At 66.4% G+C, this 16,868-nt stretch carries 15 protein-coding genes; 8 read left to right on the top strand and 7 right to left on the bottom strand.

Going from position 1 to position 16,868, the window contains the following annotated elements:
• Positions 1 to 8: 8 nt before the first annotated feature.
• Positions 9 to 1,061: an anthranilate phosphoribosyltransferase gene (trpD, locus tag C3B61_RS05180; RefSeq protein WP_103459783.1), complete on the bottom strand. Its 1,053-nt coding sequence runs from the start codon at positions 1,059 to 1,061 to the stop codon at positions 9 to 11.
• Between the two features lie 142 nt (positions 1,062 to 1,203).
• Between trpD and ctaE the strand changes: the two genes are divergently transcribed.
• The 5 genes from ctaE (at position 1,204) to C3B61_RS05155 (ending at position 6,329) form a co-directional block, all read left to right on the top strand.
• On the top strand, positions 1,204 to 1,833 hold the full coding sequence (ctaE, locus tag C3B61_RS05175) for an aa3-type cytochrome oxidase subunit III (protein ID WP_370289929.1): 630 nt from the start codon (positions 1,204 to 1,206) through the stop codon (positions 1,831 to 1,833).
• A 24-nt stretch (positions 1,834 to 1,857) separates the two neighbouring features.
• The gene (qcrC, locus tag C3B61_RS05170; protein ID WP_088456184.1) at positions 1,858 to 2,670 is read left to right on the top strand and encodes a cytochrome bc1 complex diheme cytochrome c subunit; all 813 of its coding nucleotides are present in this window, start codon (positions 1,858 to 1,860) and stop codon (positions 2,668 to 2,670) included.
• A gap of 53 nt (positions 2,671 to 2,723) precedes the next feature.
• Positions 2,724 to 3,797 carry a cytochrome bc1 complex Rieske iron-sulfur subunit gene (qcrA, locus tag C3B61_RS05165; RefSeq protein ID WP_088456183.1) on the top strand — a complete coding sequence of 358 codons (1,074 nt, stop codon included), beginning with the start codon at positions 2,724 to 2,726 and terminating at the stop codon, positions 3,795 to 3,797.
• A 14-nt stretch (positions 3,798 to 3,811) separates the two neighbouring features.
• A complete protein-coding gene (gene qcrB, locus C3B61_RS05160; RefSeq protein WP_174776331.1) occupies positions 3,812 to 5,410 on the top strand; it encodes a cytochrome bc1 complex cytochrome b subunit in 1,599 nt (532 codons plus the stop codon).
• 73 nt (positions 5,411 to 5,483) lie between these two features.
• The gene (locus C3B61_RS05155; RefSeq protein WP_103459782.1) at positions 5,484 to 6,329 is read left to right on the top strand and encodes a class I SAM-dependent methyltransferase; all 846 of its coding nucleotides are present in this window, start codon (positions 5,484 to 5,486) and stop codon (positions 6,327 to 6,329) included.
• Between the two features lie 67 nt (positions 6,330 to 6,396).
• Here C3B61_RS05155 and ctaF read toward each other — a convergent pair whose 3' ends face one another.
• The 5 genes from ctaF to C3B61_RS05130 all read right to left on the bottom strand — a co-directional run bounded on the left by ctaF (position 6,397) and on the right by C3B61_RS05130 (position 11,644).
• Entirely contained in the window at positions 6,397 to 6,819 is a 423-nt protein-coding gene (gene ctaF, locus C3B61_RS05150) for an aa3-type cytochrome oxidase subunit IV (protein WP_088456180.1), read from the bottom strand.
• Positions 6,820 to 8,556, bottom strand: coding sequence for an aa3-type cytochrome oxidase subunit I (gene ctaD / locus C3B61_RS05145; RefSeq protein WP_088456179.1), 1,737 nt, complete (start codon positions 8,554 to 8,556; stop codon positions 6,820 to 6,822).
• Between the two features lie 3 nt (positions 8,557 to 8,559).
• Positions 8,560 to 9,447 carry an aa3-type cytochrome oxidase subunit II gene (gene ctaC / locus C3B61_RS05140; protein ID WP_088456178.1) on the bottom strand — a complete coding sequence of 296 codons (888 nt, stop codon included), beginning with the start codon at positions 9,445 to 9,447 and terminating at the stop codon, positions 8,560 to 8,562.
• Positions 9,448 to 9,705: 258 nt separating this feature from the next.
• Positions 9,706 to 10,062, bottom strand: coding sequence for an iron-sulfur cluster insertion protein ErpA (gene erpA, locus C3B61_RS05135; RefSeq protein ID WP_088456177.1), 357 nt, complete (start codon positions 10,060 to 10,062; stop codon positions 9,706 to 9,708).
• 145 nt (positions 10,063 to 10,207) lie between these two features.
• On the bottom strand, positions 10,208 to 11,644 hold the full coding sequence (locus C3B61_RS05130) for a dipeptidase (RefSeq protein ID WP_103459781.1): 1,437 nt from the start codon (positions 11,642 to 11,644) through the stop codon (positions 10,208 to 10,210).
• 39 nt (positions 11,645 to 11,683) lie between these two features.
• Here C3B61_RS05130 and C3B61_RS05125 point away from each other — a divergent pair, with 39 nt between their 5' ends.
• Entirely contained in the window at positions 11,684 to 12,280 is a 597-nt protein-coding gene (locus tag C3B61_RS05125; RefSeq protein WP_103459780.1) for a DUF3043 domain-containing protein, read from the top strand.
• 60 nt (positions 12,281 to 12,340) lie between these two features.
• Here C3B61_RS05125 and C3B61_RS05120 read toward each other — a convergent pair whose 3' ends face one another.
• Positions 12,341 to 13,477, bottom strand: coding sequence for an alkaline phosphatase family protein (locus tag C3B61_RS05120; protein WP_103459779.1), 1,137 nt, complete (start codon positions 13,475 to 13,477; stop codon positions 12,341 to 12,343).
• Between the two features lie 110 nt (positions 13,478 to 13,587).
• Here C3B61_RS05120 and C3B61_RS05115 point away from each other — a divergent pair, with 110 nt between their 5' ends.
• The gene (locus tag C3B61_RS05115; RefSeq protein WP_103459778.1) at positions 13,588 to 16,074 is read left to right on the top strand and encodes a DNA gyrase/topoisomerase IV subunit A; all 2,487 of its coding nucleotides are present in this window, start codon (positions 13,588 to 13,590) and stop codon (positions 16,072 to 16,074) included.
• A gap of 73 nt (positions 16,075 to 16,147) precedes the next feature.
• The gene (locus C3B61_RS05110; protein ID WP_103459777.1) at positions 16,148 to 16,858 is read left to right on the top strand and encodes an SDR family NAD(P)-dependent oxidoreductase; all 711 of its coding nucleotides are present in this window, start codon (positions 16,148 to 16,150) and stop codon (positions 16,856 to 16,858) included.
• Positions 16,859 to 16,868: the final 10 nt, after the last annotated feature.

Here is a 16,868-nt window from a genome sequence, read left to right as displayed (position 1 = left end):
GGTGCAGGTCAGGCGCGGCTGGCCTGCACCCAGTCGGAGAGTTTCGCGGTTCCGGCGCCGGAGTCGATGGCCTGCGCGGCCACGGCGAGTTTCGCCCGGAACCGGTCCAGGATGCTGACCTGGGACTGAGCGGGATCGTGGGCGAGGTCGTAGGCGACCAGGCCCGCTGCCGCGTTCAGCAGCACGATGTCCCGCACCGGTCCCTGCTCTCCGGCGAGGACCGAGTGCACCACTGCCGCGTTGTGTTCCGGCGAACCACCGATCAGCTGGCTCATGGTCGCCCGCGGGATGCCGAGGTCGCGCGGGTCGATGTCGTGCTCGGTGACCAGACCCCTGGAGACCTCCCACACGTGGCTGTGCCCCGTCGTGGTGAGTTCGTCGAGGCCATCGTCGCCGCGGAACACCAACGCCGACGCTCCGCGGGTCTGGAACACCCCGACGAACAGAGGGACCCTGTCGAGGTTGGCCACACCGACGGCGGAAGCTTCCGGCCGGGCCGGGTTGACGAGAGGGCCGAGGAAATTGAACACCGTGGGGATACCCAGCTCGGACCGAACGGCAGCGGCATGCCGAAAACCGGGGTGGAACGCGGCAGCATAGGCGAAGGTGATGCCCGTGGCAGCCAGGATCGAGGCCACAGCGTCGGCCGACAGGGTCAGGTCGATGCCCAGCGCGGCAAGCACGTCCGACGAACCGGATGCCGAACTGGCCGCCCGATTGCCGTGTTTGATCACCGGCACACCGGTTGCCGCACACACTATCGACGCCATGGTCGAGACGTTCACAGTCCCGAACCGGTCTCCCCCGGTGCCGACGATGTCTAGCCCCATCGAGTTGACGTTCAGCGGAACGGCGTGGTCGAGGATCGCGTCGCGGAAACCGACGATTTCATCGACGGTCTCGCCCTTGGCGCGCAGAGCCACCAGGAATCCGGCCAACTGGGCCGGGGTGGCCTCGCCGAGCATGATGCGTTCCATACTCCACGCCGCATCGGCGACGCTCAGGTCCTCTCTACGCAGGAGGGCATCAAGAACGGCGGGCCATGACTGGGATTCGAGCATGGCCCAATCTTAAGCGCCGGCGCTCCCCCGACCGGTATTTCGGCGTCGTCGGGCCTCGGTTGGGGATACCAATTTTCACATTAGGGTCTTATGGCACTTCACCTTGAGAAAAACCTGTGGAGGAATCGGTCATAATGGAATAGTGACGACGACCTCAATTACTCCCCGGGCGACCATTCCCGTAGTTAACAGGCCCAACAGCGTGGCGGTTGGCACCATTGTCTGGCTGGGCAGTGAGGTCATGTTCTTCGCTGGCCTCTTCGCCATCTACTTCACGTTGCGGTCCACCTCGCCGGAGCTGTGGCAGTTCGAGACGGAAAAGCACAACTTCGTCTTCGCCCTGGTGAACACCCTGATCCTGGTCTCCTCCTCGATCACCTGCCAGTTCGGCGTCTTCGCTGCCGAGCGCCTGCAGGCCAGGTCCACCGGGTGGAAGCCCAGCCAGTGGGGAATGGTCGAGTGGTTCTTCCTCACCTATGCCCTCGGCGCCATCTTCGTCTCCGGCCAGGTCCTCGAGTACGCGACCCTCGTGTCGGAAGGCGTCACCCTCGCCTCCAACGCCTACGGCTCAGCGTTCTACCTCACCACCGGATTCCACGGCATCCACGTGACCGCCGGACTCATTGCCTTCCTCCTCGTGATCGGTCGCGGTTTCGCGGTCAAGAACTTCGGTCACAAGGAAGCCACCAGCGCCATCGTGGTCTCGTACTACTGGCATTTCGTCGACGTCGTGTGGATCGGGCTCTTCCTGGTCATCTACGTTCTTAAATAACAAGCAGGAGCGGACACACTCAGTATGCCCAGGACTCAGAAACCTACCAACGGCCGCACACGTCGCAGCGGTCGGCGCAGCCCGCTGGCCAGCGTCGCCCTGATCGCGATCGGCCTGCTCTTCACCGGCGGCGCGTACGCGATGATCAGCACCAGCACGGCCACCGCGCAGACCGAAACGGCGTCGCAGCAGACCGTCAGCGAGGGCGAGAAGCTCTTCGCCGCGAACTGCGCGACCTGCCACGGCCTCAGCGCCGACGGAACCGGCACCGGTCCCAGCCTGATCGGCGTGGGCGCCGCGTCCGTCGACTTCCAGGTCGGCACCGGGCGCATGCCCATGCAGGCCAACGGCCCGCAGGCCATCGTCAAGCCTGTGCAGTTCACCGAGGAGCAGACCGCGGCTCTCGTCGCCTATGTCGCATCCCTCGCGCCCGGCCCTGCCATCCCCGAAGCTGAATACCTGGATGCCGAGGGCGACGCCGCCGCCGGCGCCGAGCTGTTCCGGATCAACTGCGCCATGTGCCACAACGTCGCCGGAGCAGGCGGCGCGCTCACCGAGGGCAAGTACGCTCCCGCGCTGGACGGCGTCACCCCGCAGCACATCTACGAGGCCATGATCACCGGCCCGCAGAACATGCCGGTGTTCAACGACATGAACGTTTCGCCGGAAGACAAGCGCGACATCATCACTTACCTCAAGTACATCGAGAACAACCCGTCGCCGGGTGGATTCGCCCTCGGATCCCTCGGACCGGTGTCCGAAGGCCTCTTCCTCTGGATCTTCGGTCTGGGTGCCATCGTGGCCCTGACCGTGTGGATCACGGCGAAATCGAATTGATCGGCACCCGGCAATGACACACCCAGCACAGACAGCGCCCACGAAGGAGAACAATGGCCAGCGATGAGACCAGCGGAAAGGATCTGACCGCTGCCGACTCCTCGAGTGTCGAGCACGTCACGGCCGCCGTCGGCACCGCCGTCGTCGCCCGCGACGCCGTGGCCAATCCCGGCTTCCCGCCGCACCGCCCCCGGATCACCGACCTCGACCCGCGCGCCGAGAAGCGCGCCGAGCGCACGGTGTACACCCTGTTCTACCTGTCGATCGTCGGCAGCATTTTCGCCATCGCGGCGTACATCATCTTCCCGATCGTCCCCGAAGACCCGGGCTCCGTGCGGCTGAACAACCTGTTCATCGGGATCGGGCTCGCGTTGGCACTGCTGGCGCTGGGCATCGGTGCGGTGCACTGGGGCAAGGCGCTGATGCACGACGAGGAGGGCGTGGACGAGCGTCACCCGGTCCGGGGCAGCGACGAGACCCGCGCCCGCGCGGTCGAAATCTTCCAGGAAGCCAACACGGAGTCCGGTATCGGCCGACGCGCCGTGATCCGCAACAGCCTCATCGGGGCCCTCGTGGTCTTCCCGCTCCCCGCCGTCGTCCTGTTCCGCGGGCTCGCCCCGATGGACCAGGATCCCGTCGCCCTCCTGAAGCAGACCATGTGGGAGAAGGGCACCAGGCTGGCCCTGGACCCGTCCGGTGCGCCGATCAAGGCCTCGGACGTCACCCTGGGTTCGTCCTTCGCGGTGATCCCGGAGGGCCTGATGGATCTTGAGCACGGCCGGCTCGAAGAGAAGGCCAAGGCTGTGGTGATCCTCGTGCGCATGAAGCCCGAGGACCTCATCGAAACGCCCGAGCGGGCCAGCTGGTCCTACGACGGGATCGTCGCGTACTCCAAGATCTGCACACACGTAGGCTGCCCCGTCGGCCTGTACGAACAGCAGACGCACCACCTCCTCTGCCCCTGCCACCAGTCACAGTTCAATGTGGCCGACCAGGCGAAAGTCATCTTCGGACCCGCCAAACGTGCCCTTCCGCAGCTGCCCATCGCCGTGGACTCCGAGGGGTACCTCATCGCGCAGAGCGATTTCCTTGAACCGGTCGGACCGAGCTTTTGGGAGCGACAGTGAGTACCACAACCGATATGAAACCCGCCGAGTCGAAGAAGTCCGGTGGCTTCACCGGCGCCGCGGCGAACTACATCGACGAGCGCACCAGCATCTCCACCGCGGTCAAGGAACTGGGTCGCAAGATCTTCCCCGATCACTGGTCTTTCCTGCTCGGTGAGGTGGCGCTCTACAGCTTCGTCATCATCCTGCTGTCCGGATCGTTCCTGACCTTCTTCTTCCAGGCCTCGATGGCCGAAGTGCACTACGAAGGCTCCTACGTGCCTCTCAAGGGCGTGGAGATGTCGGTGGCCATGGCCTCCTCGCTGGACATCTCCTTCGACGTGCGCGGCGGACTGCTGATGCGTCAGGTACACCACTGGGCTGCGCTGCTGTTCGTGGCATCCATCGGACTGCACATGCTGCGCATCTACTTCACCGGAGCCTTCCGCAAGCCTCGCGAGCTGAACTGGGTGATCGGCTTCGTCCTGTTCATCCTGGCCATGGCTGAGGGCTTCACCGGCTACTCCCTGCCCGACGACCTGCTCTCCGGAAACGGCCTGCGGATCATCGACGGCATGGTCAAGGGCATCCCCGTCGTCGGAACCTGGATCTCGTTCCTGCTCTTCGGCGGCGAGTTCCCCGGCACCGACATCGTCGGTCGTCTGTATTCGCTTCACATCCTGCTCCTTCCGGCGATCATCGTCGCCTTGATCGCGCTGCACCTGCTCTTCGTCGTGGTGCACAAGCACACCCAGTACCCCGGAGCGGGCCGCACGGACACGAACGTCGTCGGCTACCCGGTGCTCCCGGTCTACGCCGCCAAGGCCGGTGGATTCTTCTTCATCGTCTTCGGCGTCGTGATGCTGATGGCCTCGTTCTTCACGATCAACCCGATCTGGAACTACGGACCGTACGACCCCTCACCGGTGTCCGCCGGGACCCAGCCGGACTGGTACATCGGCTTTGCCGACGGCGCCCTCCGGTTGATTCCGCCGGGACTGGAATGGGTTGGTCTGGGCGGCACCTGGTCGTTCAACATCCTGATCCCCCTCGTGGGCCTCGGCATGTTCATCGGCGTTGTCCTGCTGTACCCGTTCCTCGAAGCGTGGATCACCGGTGACAAGCGCGAGCACCACATCCTGGACCGTCCGCGCAACGCGCCGACCCGCACGGCCATCGGCGCCGCGGGTGTCACGTTCTACGCCGGCCTGTGGGCGGCGGCGTCCTCGGACATCATCGCCACGCACTTCTCGGTGACCATGGAGGGTGTCATCCACACCCTTCAGGCCGTCGTGATCCTCGGCCCATTCATCGCCTACTTCATCACCAAGCGTGTGTGCCTGGCGCTGCAGAAGAAGGACCGGGAGATTGTCCTGCACGGCTACGAGTCCGGTCGCATCGTCCGTCTGCCCGGCGGCGAGTACATCGAGGTGCACCAGCCCGTCGACGAGTACGAGCGTTGGAAGTTGGTCAGCTACACCAACTACAAGCCGCTCGAGTTGACTCCGAACGCCCAGGGCAAGGTGTCCCCGGTTCAGCGGGTTCGTGCCGGCCTGTCCCGCTGGTTCTTCGAAGATCGGATTGCCCCGGTCGGGACCAAGGAACTCGAAGAAAGCCACGGCGATCACCACTAGTTCCTCAGCCGAATCGGTTCGGGCACCGCACCCACTCCAGACTCTGTCTGAGTGGCTGCGGTGCCCGAACTGTTTGGGCGACCTCGTCCCGGCCGGCGACCGGGTTCTCGCCTGCAGCACCGGCCACCGTTTCGACACGAACCGGCGGGGCTTCGCGTCCCTCATGGTCGGTTCACGCAAACTCATCGGTGATTCCGCCGCCATGCTGGACGCCCGCGACGTCTTCTTGGAACGCGGGTGGTATACCGAACTCCGCGAGGCCCTCAGCGCTCTCGTGGCCGCCGAATCCCCGCACCGAGTCATCGACATCGGCTGCGGCACCGGCTATTACCTCCGGGGGGCCCTGCACGCCGCCTCCGCCGGCCACTCCCCCGGTTCCCCGCTATCCCGTACCCCGGGCGTCGCGGCGTTGGCCATGGACCTGTCAGCGGCCGCGGTCGCACGAACGGTCCGGGCCGGTCTCACCGAGCCACGCTCGACCACGGACGGGCTCGTCGCGGATGTCTGGTCGCCGCTGCCGATCCGGGACGGGGCCGCTGACGTGGCCATCAACGTGTTCGCTCCCCGGAATCCGCCCGAGTTCCATCGCATCCTGGCTCCCGGAGCACTTCTCGCCGTCGTGGTGCCGCACGCCAGCCATCTCCAGGAGCTGCGCGCCGCCGGCCTGGCCCTGGACGTGCACGGGAACAAGACCGACGACCTGGTCGCCAGCCTGGCGCCGGGCTTTCACCTGGAGTCCACGGCGGACCTCTCCAGGGTCCTGGTGCTCTCCCCCGACGACGTTGCCGCCCTCATCGGCATGGGCCCGTCCTCGCACCACACATCCTCCACAGACCTCGCACACCCTACCGAGCCGCCAGGGTCGACCGAGGTGACCGTGGCGTTCCGACTCCTCGGCTTCCGCCGATCCCTGCACTGAGCATCGGTGCACGACAAAGCGCCAGTGACCCGAAGGTCACTGGCGCTTTGTCGTGCGGTGGTGGGGCCTAGCGGGCGAAGAGTCCGCGGTAGTACTCGTAGACCCAGCCGACGAGGCTGATCACGCCGATGCCGACGGCGATGAAGGAGATCCAGAAGCCGACGGCCAGTCCCAGGAACAACAGTGCCGCGCTGGCCGCGAGCATGATCGGCCACCAGCTCCACGGGCTGAAGAAGCCCAACTCGGGGTCGCCGTCATCGATGTTGGCGTCGAGCATGTCTTCGGGAAGTTCGCCGCCCTGCGCCTTGTAGACGCGAGACAGGTAGAACGCGATGAACGCCACGAGCAGCGCGCAGAGGGAGATCGCGAAGGCTCCGACCCACTCGATGCGACCCTGGCTCGGGTCGACGAGACCCCACACGACGTACGCGACTGCTACCAGCGCGAGGAATCCGGTCAGGATCCAGTAAAGGTTGACATTGGCTTTCATCTACTTAACCTTTTCCGATCCTGCGTCATAGGTGGGAGCATCCGGGGCGTCTTTTGCCGGACCGATGCCGACGGGCATACCGACCTCCGGGTGGTTCAGGTCGAATGCGGGACGCTCGGAGCGGATACGCGGGATCGACGTGAAGTTGTGGCGCGGCGGCGGGCAGGATGTCGCCCACTCCAGGGAGGCGCCGTAGCCCCACGGGTCGTTCACCGTGACCCTCGGAGCCGTTCGGGCGGTGACGTACACGTTCAGGAAGAACGGGATCATCGAGATCGCGAGGATCATCGAGCCGACGGTCGAGAGCTGGTTCATCCAGGTGAACCCGTCGTCGGGCAGGTAGGACGCGTAACGGCGGGGCATGCCCACCACACCGAGCCAGTGCTGCACGAGGAAGGTTGTGTGGAAGCCGATGAACAGGAGCCAGAAGTGCCACTTGCCCAGGCGTTCGTTGAGCATCTTGCCGGTCCACTTGGGCCACCAGAAGTAGAACCCGCTGAACATGGCGAAGACGACCGTGCCGAAGACCACGTAGTGGAAGTGGGCAACCACGAAGTAGGTGTCTGACACGTGGAAGTCCAGCGGCGGTGAGGCCAGGATGACGCCGGTCAGCCCACCGAAGGTGAAGGTGATCAGGAAGCCGATGGCCCAGAGCATGGGGGTCTCGAAGGTCAGCGAACCCCGCCACATCGTTCCGATCCAGTTGAAGATCTTCACGCCGGTCGGAACCGCGATGAGCATCGTCATCAGGGAGAAGAACGGCAACAGGACCGAGCCGGTCACGTACATGTGGTGCGCCCACACCGTCACGGACAGCGCCGCGATGGAGATGGTCGCGTAGATCAGGGTCTTGTACCCGAAGATCGGCTTGCGGCTGAAGACCGGGAACACCTCGGACACGATGCCGAAGAACGGCAGGGCGATGATGTACACCTCGGGGTGACCGAAGAACCAGAACAGGTGTTGCCAGAGGATGGCACCGCCATTGGCCGGGTCGTAGATGTGCGAGAGGAAGATCCGGTCGCTGGCCGCGGCGAGCATGGCGGCGGCGAGCACCGGGAACGCCATCAGGATCAGCAGCGAGGTGACGAGAGTGTTCCAGGTGAAGATCGGCATCCGGAACATCGTCATGCCGGGGGCACGCATGGTGATGATGGTGGTGATGAAGTTCACGCCACCGAGGATCGTGCCGAAGCCCGAGAGCCCCAGGCCGACCATCCACAGATTACCGCCGACCCCTGGCGAGAAGGTCGTGCTCGCCAGCGGTTGGTACGCGAACCAGCCGAACGACGCCGCTCCCTGCGGGGTGAGGAAGCCGCCGACCGCGATCAGGCTGCCGAAGAAGAACAGCCAGAAGGAGAACGCGTTGAGTCGCGGGAACGCGACGTCGGGTGCACCGATCTGGAGCGGCATCAGCGCGTTCGCGAAGCCGAAGAACAGTGGTGTCGCGAACATCAGCAGCATGATGGTGCCGTGCATCGTGAAGAGCTGGTTGTACTGCTCCTTGGTCTGCACGATCTGCAGTCCGGGTTCGAAAAGCTGGGCGCGCATCACGAGCGCCATCACCCCGCCGAGGCAGAAGTAGATGAACGAGGTGATCAGGTACATGTACCCGATGACCTTGTGGTCGGTGGAGGTGATCCACCGAACGACGATGTTGCCCTTGCGGTCAACGCCGGTCGGCCGGGCGGCCGAGGACGCTGCCGGAGCGCCGGCGGGAGCTGTTGTGGTGCTCATGGTCTAGTTGCCTTCCTCAGCCGTCGGGGCGTCGGTGCCTGGTTGGTTCAAGTTGCGGTCGTATTCGCTGTCGACCTGGCCGTCGTTGCCGGCGGCGCGCAGGGAGTCGACATAGGCCTCGTAGTCGGCCTCGGAGACGACCTCCACGTTGAAGAGCATCAACGAGTGGTACTCGCCGCAGAGCTCGGCGCATTTGCCGGCGTAGGTGCCTACGCGTTCGGGGATGACCGACATGTAGTTGGTCTTGCCCGGGATCATGTCCTTCTTGTAGAGGAAGTCGATGACCCAGAAGGAGTGAATGACGTCGCGCGCTTCCAGCGCGATCTCGATCTTCTTGCCGACGGGCAGGACGAGCGTAGGGATCTCGGACTCGACCAGCGCGCCCTTCTCACCCTCGAGGTCAGGCTGGCCCTGAATACCCTGAGTGAAGACATCGTCGGTGACGTAGTTGAAGTCCCAGGCCCACTGCTTGCCGATCGCTTCGATCTGCAGGTCAGGCTCGTCGAACCGTGCCTCGATGGCGTTCTGGTCCCGCGCGGTGAAGGCGAAGAAGCCCAGCACCAGGATGAGCGGGACGATCGTGTAGAAGATCTCGATCGGCATGTTGTACCGCAGCTGCACCGGGAGTCCGGTCTGGCCCTTGCGCCGACGGTAGACGACGACGGACCAGATCGTGAGGCCCCAGGTGATCAGGCCGACAATGAGCAGCACGATCCACGAGGTGGTCCACAGACCGGACACGCGCTCGGTGTTGTTGGTTACCGGGGACTCGCCCTCCTCGAAACCGGGCAGGTACCCGTTGAGCTGAGCCTGGGTGCATCCGGCGAGGACAATGGCTAGCGTTGCTGCGACCGGTATGACGGCCCATCGGAGACGGCGGTTTTTGAGCACCGGTGACCTTTCGGAAAGACGTGAAGGCACTACACAGGAAGTGCGTTTATCATCTTTAGCTTACTCCGCGCCGGTCGCACCCGAGTGCACGAGCGACGGACCCGTCGCAATTCTCCGCTCCGATTGGGGAGTGACAACAGGGTCGAAGGGCCCGTCCTGAGCCGTTTTGAGCCAGAAGCGCCGACGACGACGGGACCCGAACCGGATGTGCAAAAAGGAGACCGTCCAGTGGACGGTCTCCTTTTTTAAGATCACGCGCTAGTTGAAGGAGTCCCCACAGGCGCAGCTGCCGCCGGCGTTCGGGTTGTCGATGGTGAAGCCCTGCTTCTGGATGGTGTCCTCGAAGTCGATGGAGGCACCCTCGAGGTACGGGACGCTCATCTTGTCGACGACGACCTCGACACCGTCATAGTCCATGACGGCGTCACCCTCGAGGGTGCGCTCGTCAAAGTACAACTGGTAGATCAGGCCTGAACAGCCGCCGGGCTGCACGGCGACGCGCAGTCGCAGGTCCTCGCGGCCTTCCTGGGCGAGCAGGCTGCGCACCTTCGCGGCGGCGACGTCGGTGAGACCGACGCCGTGGGCGATGGTGCTGGTTTCGATCGTGTCGGTCATGGTGCTCCTCGGTATTATCCGGTTTCGCGTCGGTGAGCATCCCACGCGCATGGGGTCCGCCGGCGAATCTGTTCCTAGTGTATCCGCCCGGGCCGTGAGCGGGCTGGATGACGCGGACGCCTTCTTCTCAGGCCCTGCGGTGGGGTCAGTGGCCGGTGCGGTCGTTGAGGCGGCCCAGAAGGAAGGCCTCACTGAGCACCGCTCGCTTGAAGACGCCCAGGTGCAGCGACTCGTTGGGGCTGTGCGCCCGGGAATCCGGGTCTTCGACCCCGGTCACCAGGATCTGCGCTTCGGGAAACTCCCGGACCAGGTCCGCGATGAACGGGATCGACCCGCCCACACCGATGTCGACGGGCTCCACGCCCCAGCCTGCCGTCATGGCCAGGCGGGTCTCCGCCACGGCCCACCCGCCGGTGTCGACCAGGAACGGTTCTCCGGTGTCCAGGTCGTCGATGGCGAGGTGGGCGCCGAACGGAGCGTGTGCACGCAGGTGGGCCTCGATCACGCCGGCAGCTTCCTTGGCGGACTGGCCGGGCGCGATGCGCACGCTGATCTGCACGCTGACCGCGGGCGTCAGGGTGTTGGACGCGTTGGCGACGGTGGGAGCATCGATTCCGGTCACCGTCAGCGCGGGCTGGGACCAGATGCGGCTGAGGATGGATCCGTGCCCGATCGGGGAGACACCGTCGAGCAGGCCGGTCTCCGCTCGCAGCGCGGATTCATCGTACGGCGGTGTCGGCGCGTCGTGACTGGTCAGACCGCTGATCGCGACGGACCCGTCTGCGGCGTACAGGGTGCCCAGCAGCTTGATGGTCGCCATCATGGCGTCCGGGACGGCGCCGCCGAACATTCCGGAGTGCGAGGCGTGCGCCAACGTGCTCACGGTGAGCCTGAAGGTGACGTTGCCGCGCAGCCCGATAGTGATGGCCGGAGTGTCGACGTCCCAGTTGTTCGAGTCGGCGACGACGATCGCGTCGGCGCGGAGCGCCTCCCGGTTCTCGGTGAGGAAGGTGGCGAAGGAGCGGCTGCCGAATTCTTCCTCGCCCTCGATGAAGAGGGCCAGGCCGAGGTCGAGGTCCCCGTCGGTGGCCGCGAGGAGCGCGCGCAATGCGGCGACGTGCGCCATGACGCCGGCCTTGTCGTCCGCGGCGCCGCGGCCGTACAGGCGGTCCCCGCGCAGGGTCGGTTCGAAGGGCGGCGAGTCCCACGCGTCGTCGAGCCCGGGAGGCTGCACGTCGTGGTGGGCGTAAAGCAGAACCGTGGGGCGGCCGTTCTTGGCCGGGCGGGTCGCGAGGATGGCGGGCTGTCCGAGTTCGTCGGTACCGGGGATGCCCGCCTGCGTGACCGTGACGGTGTCGAAGATCCCGATCTCCCGCACCAGCTCGGCGACGGCGTCGGCGCTGGCGCGCACGTGATCGCGATCGAATGCCGCCCAGGACACCGAGGGGATCCGCACGAGGGCGCACAGGTCGGCGACCGTCCGCGGGAGCTCCCGTTCGACGGCGTTCCGCAGCGCCGATTCACGGGAGTGTGCTGCGACTTGCTGGGTGGTTGCTGCTGCTGTGTCCGCGGTATCCGTCATGCGAGTAATCTTAAGGCAACCTAACTGCAAGGAACTGATGTGGCTAAGCAACCTGTAAATCCCGGCGCAGAACCGTCGATCGAATCCGCCGACGAGACGAAGTCCCGTCTGGCCGGTCAGTCGACGCGCAAGGGCCAGCCCACGCCGAGCCGCCGTGTACAGGAGGCCGCGAACAAACGCCCACTGGTTCCGGACGACCGCAAACTGGCCGCCAAGCAGGCGCGGGCGAAGTCGGCCGAGGCCCGTGAGAGGGCGCGTCTCGGCATGGCCGCCGGTGACGACAAGTACCTCCCGGTGCGCGAGCGTGGACCGCAGAAGCGTTTCGCCCGTGACTACATCGACGCCAGATTCAACGTGGGCGAGTTCATGATCCCGGTGATGTTCCTGGTCATCCTGCTCACCTTCTTCCCGGATCCGTCCGTCCAGACGTATGGCATCCTCGCTCTCTGGGCCTTCTTCCTGGTCGCGATCGCGGACTGCATAGTGCTCGGTTTCATCCTCACCAAGAAAATCGAGGCCAAGTTCGGCGCCGACCGGGCCGAGAAGGTCCGTTGGTATGCGGCCATGCGAGCCCTGCAGTTGCGGGTCATGCGCCTGCCGAAGCCCCAGGTGAAGCGGGGCCAGTACCCGGCCTGATCCACGAAACACGAAAGAACCCCTCGGAGCCGGCTCCGAGGGGTTTTTGCGTGCATCGGGTCAACGCCGGTATGCGCCCAACCTGATGACCGGAACACGCAGTTCCTCATCGGTCAAGGAGCCGTGCTGGCCGACCATGCTGCGCGCCGACTGGTTGGGTTCCCGCGAGTCGTAGTATGCGATCAGCTTCCGGGCGGCCACGATGACGTCGCCGATCCGTGCCGCGGCGTCGTCTCGCACAGCACCGAACAGTCCCGCGGCCACGGCCTCGCTCCGGGTGAAGATCCAGGCGCGCTCGCCCTCGACCGCACGCCAGGTGTCGGCCAGCGCGTCGGCGTCGACACCGGCCTCGGTGTAGAGCTGCAGGCAGCGCGGGTCACCGCCGATGTGACGCACCCCGGTGACGAGGGCCGGCACGGTGTCGAAAAGCACCTGCTTGGCCGCCGGAACATCCACGACCCCGTGGTCTGCCGTGACGATCATGCCCTCGTCCGGGCGCAGGGTGGCGGCGAACCCGGCCGTTTCGGCGTCGAGGTTTTCCAGCTGCGCCAACCACCTGGCGGATTCCCAGCCGTGGGCGTGCGCGTTGATGTCCAGTTCGGGCACGTACAGGTAGATCAGGGCCGTGGGCTCGGCGTCGAGAATCGCCCGCGCCGCGTCGAACCGCGCGCCGATGGTCTCGGCCGGCACGTAGCCGGCACCGCGAAGCACGGCCCGGCTGAAGCCGGAATCCGTGAACCTCTTGGGGCCGACGGCGAAGCTGGGGATCCCGGTCTCCGCGGCCGTGTCGAAGACCGTCGGCTGGTTCTGCCAGCTGTGCGGCTCCATCCGCTCGTCCCAGCCCGTGAGCTGGTTGACGACCCTATCGTTGGCCGCGTCGAGCACCTTGTAGCCGACCAGCCCGTGGGTGCCTGGCGCGACCCCGGTGGTCAGTGAGGCGATGCCCGCGGCGGTCGTGGCCGGGAACACCCCGTCGACGACGTCGGTCTTGGCCAGATGCGAGGTGAGGAACCGGGCATGCCCGGCACGAGCTCGCAGGTTGCTCATCCCGAGACCGTCCGCGAGGAGCACGAGGGCCTTGCCCGCGGGCGGGAGCCCGAGCGGGTTCGGCTGGGACCGGAGCGAGGCCAGCGAACTTGTCAAAACGTCGGCAAGGCGAACGGCGCTGAAGGGCCGGACCGGTAACATAGGGGGCATCTGGCCCAGTCTGACATAGACCCGGCCGCAGGTTTCCTCAGCGCAGGTCCGTGCGCATCAGCCTGGTGCTCCCGGTTCCGCCGACATGCACCACACAGCAGAATCTACGAATGAGCCGCTCAGACAAGACAGTGTCAGCCCACCAGGGGCCCGCCGCATCCACCGAGCGCATCGAAGACGTCGATGTGTCGACGGAGATGCAGGGGTCGTTCCTCGAGTACGCCTATTCGGTGATCTACTCCCGAGCTCTCCCGGACGCCAGGGACGGCCTCAAGCCTGTGCAGCGCCGCATCCTGTACCAGATGAGCGAGATGGGCCTGCGGCCCGACCGCGGGCACGTGAAGTCGGCGCGCGTCGTCGGCGAGGTGATGGGCAAGCTGCACCCGCACGGCGACACCGCCATTTACGACGCCATGGTGCGGATGGCCCAGGCCTTCACGCTGCGGGTGCCGCTCATCGACGGGCACGGCAACTTCGGTTCGCTCGACGACGGGCCCGCTGCGCCCCGGTACACCGAGGCGCGCCTGGCGGCACCGGCACTGGCGATGACCGAACACCTCGATGAAGATGTCGTCGACTTTGTGCCCAACTACGACAATCAGCTCACCCAGCCCGACGTGCTGCCGGCGGCGTACCCCAACCTGCTCGTGAACGGGGCCAGCGGCATCGCAGTGGGCATGGCCACCAATATGGCCCCGCACAACCTCGTCGAGGTCATCGGTGCCGCCCGGCACCTGCTCGCCCACCCGCGTGCGACCCTCGACGAGCTCATGGAGTTCGTGCCGGGCCCTGACCTGCCCACCGGCGGCACCATCGTCGGCCTGGCCGGCATCAAGGATGCCTACCTGACCGGGCGTGGCAGCTTCAAGACCAGGGCCAAGGTGTCGGTTGAGGCGATCACCGCCCGCAAGGCGGGGCTCGTCGTCAGTGAGCTGCCGTACCTGGTCGGACCCGAACGGGTGATCGAGAAGATCAAGGACGGCGTCAACTCCAAGAAGCTCAGCGGCATCTCCGACGTCACCGACCTCACCGACCGCACCAAAGGTCTGCGCCTGGTGATCGGGATCAAGACCGGTTTCAGCCCGGAGGCCGTGCTCGAGCAGTTGTACAGGGTGACCCCGCTGGAGGACTCCTTCAACATCAACGCCGTCGCTCTCGTCGACGGCGGTCCGCAGACGCTGGGCCTGGTCGAACTGCTGCAGGTGTACGTCAACCACCGCGTCGAGGTCGTCACCCGGCGTTCCGCGTACAGACTGGCTCGACGCCGCGAACGCCTGCACCTGGTCGAGGGACTGCTCATCGCGATCCTCGACATCGACGAGGTCATCCAGGTGATTCGCGCCAGCGACGACACCGAGCAGGCCCGTACCCGGCTCATCGACGTGTTCGACCTCAGCCAGCTGCAGGCGGAGTACATCCTCGAGTTGCGGCTGCGCCGGCTCACCAGGTTCTCCCGCATCGAACTGGAAACAGAGCGAGACCAGCTGCTCGCCGAGATCAAGGAGTTGGAAGCCCTGCTCGCCAGCAAGCAGGCCATCCGCACGCTGGTCTCCGACGAGCTGGCCACCATCTCCGACAGGTTCGGCACCCCGCGACGCACGCTGCTCACCGAGGCACGTCCGAGCATCGCCGGCGCCTCAGCGCGGAAGACGGCCGTGCTCGAGGTTTCAGACTCCCCCACCCGCGTCTATCTGAGCAGCACGGGCCGCATCGCCAGGGTGGACCTGCCGCAGCCCGGCGACGACCAGACCGAACGCATCACTCCGGCGCACCGCCGCAGCAAGCACGACGCTGTCCTCTCGGCGCTGGACACGACCAGCCGTTCGGAGATCGGTGCCGTGACCAATCGCGGCCGACTCATCCGCTTCTCCCCCGTCGACCTGCCCGTGCTGCCACCCACCTCGATCCAGTTGGCGGCCGGTGTGCGGGTGCGCGACTACCTCTCGCTGGGCAGCGGCGGTGAGGTGGTCCGTGCCCTGGTCTCTCTGGACAGCGAACGTGCCATCGCGCTCGGCACCCGGCAGGGCATCGTCAAGCGGGTCACCCCGAACGACTGGGCGAACAAGCCCGACTTCGAGATCATCGCGCTCAAGGCCGGAGACGAGGTCGTCGGCGCCGTCCAGGGTGCGGAGGACGACGAGCTGGTCTTCGTCGCCTCCGATGCCCAGCTGTTGCGGTTCCCCGCATCGACGGTGCGCCCGCAGGGCCGGACGGCCGGCGGGATGGCGGGCATCAAGCTGGGCCCGGACGCCCGGGTGGTGTTCTTCACGAGCCTGGCGGCCGACGCCGCCGAGGACGCCGTGGTGGCGACGATCGCCTCCGGAAGCCAGACCCTGCCGGGAACGGATCCAGGTAGCGCCAAGGTGTCGGCCTTCACCGAATTCCCCGCCAAGGGTCGAGCCACCGGTGGGGTGCGCTCGCACCGCTTCCTCAAGGGCGAAGACGTCCTCGCTGTGGCCTGGGTGGGCGCGGCACCCGCCCGCGCACTGGGCATCGAGGGCTCTCCCCGGACCCTGCCGGACACCGGGGCGCGGCGCGATGCTTCCGGAACCATGTTGGATGCCGTCGTCGGCTCGATCGGTTCGGGTATCGGCTGAAGGGCTGTACGACCGCCGTTCGTTTCCTGACCGCGTTTCAGCCACGGTCGGGGCGCCCGCAGTAGGGTGAAACATGCCCGAACTCCACGGTTCCACAATCCTCGTCGTCGGCGCCACGGGCGGACTCGGCCGGGAGATCGCCCGGCAACTGTCCGACGCCGGAGCAACCCTGGTGCTCAGCGCCCGTGACCCCGCCGCCATCGCCGAACTCGGACTGCCCGGCGCAGTCATCCCCGCAGACCTCACCGATCCCGCCGCCGTCCGGCGCCTCGTCGACGTGGCGGTCTCGGTGACCGGCCACCTCGACGGGATCGTGGTCGCCGCGGGTGTCGTCGCCTTCGGCCCCGCTTCCGAGTTGACCGGAGACACCATCGCCCGGCTCTTCGCCGTGAACACCACCGCGCCCATGCTGCTGCTGCAGGCCGCCCACGGGCCGCTCTCGGCCTCGGCCGCCGCCGGCCGCGCACCGTTCTTCCTCACCCTCAGCGGGGTGGTCAGTGAGAGCCCGACCGCCAATCTCGCGGCATACTCGGCGTCCAAGGCCGCCTTGGCCGCCTTCGGCACCGCGGCCGGCCGGGAACTGCGGCGAGCGGGTATCCGGGTCATCGACGCGCGGCCCGGGCACACCGAGACGGCGCTGTCCAGCCATCCGATCAGCGGCACGGCGCCGCCCTTGCCCGTCGGCCTTGACCCCGTGGCCGTGTGCGCCCGAATCGTTCGGGGCCTCGCGGACGGCGACCGGGATCTGCCCAGCACCGTCTTCGCCGCCGCCGCGCCACGCTGACCGCCGCCCG

The organism is Cryobacterium zongtaii, assembly GCF_002909375.1.
Classification (GTDB): domain Bacteria; phylum Actinomycetota; class Actinomycetes; order Actinomycetales; family Microbacteriaceae; genus Cryobacterium; species Cryobacterium zongtaii.
The sequence above is the reverse complement of the archived record's forward strand: the minus strand, read 5'-3'. Positions and strand labels throughout refer to the sequence as shown.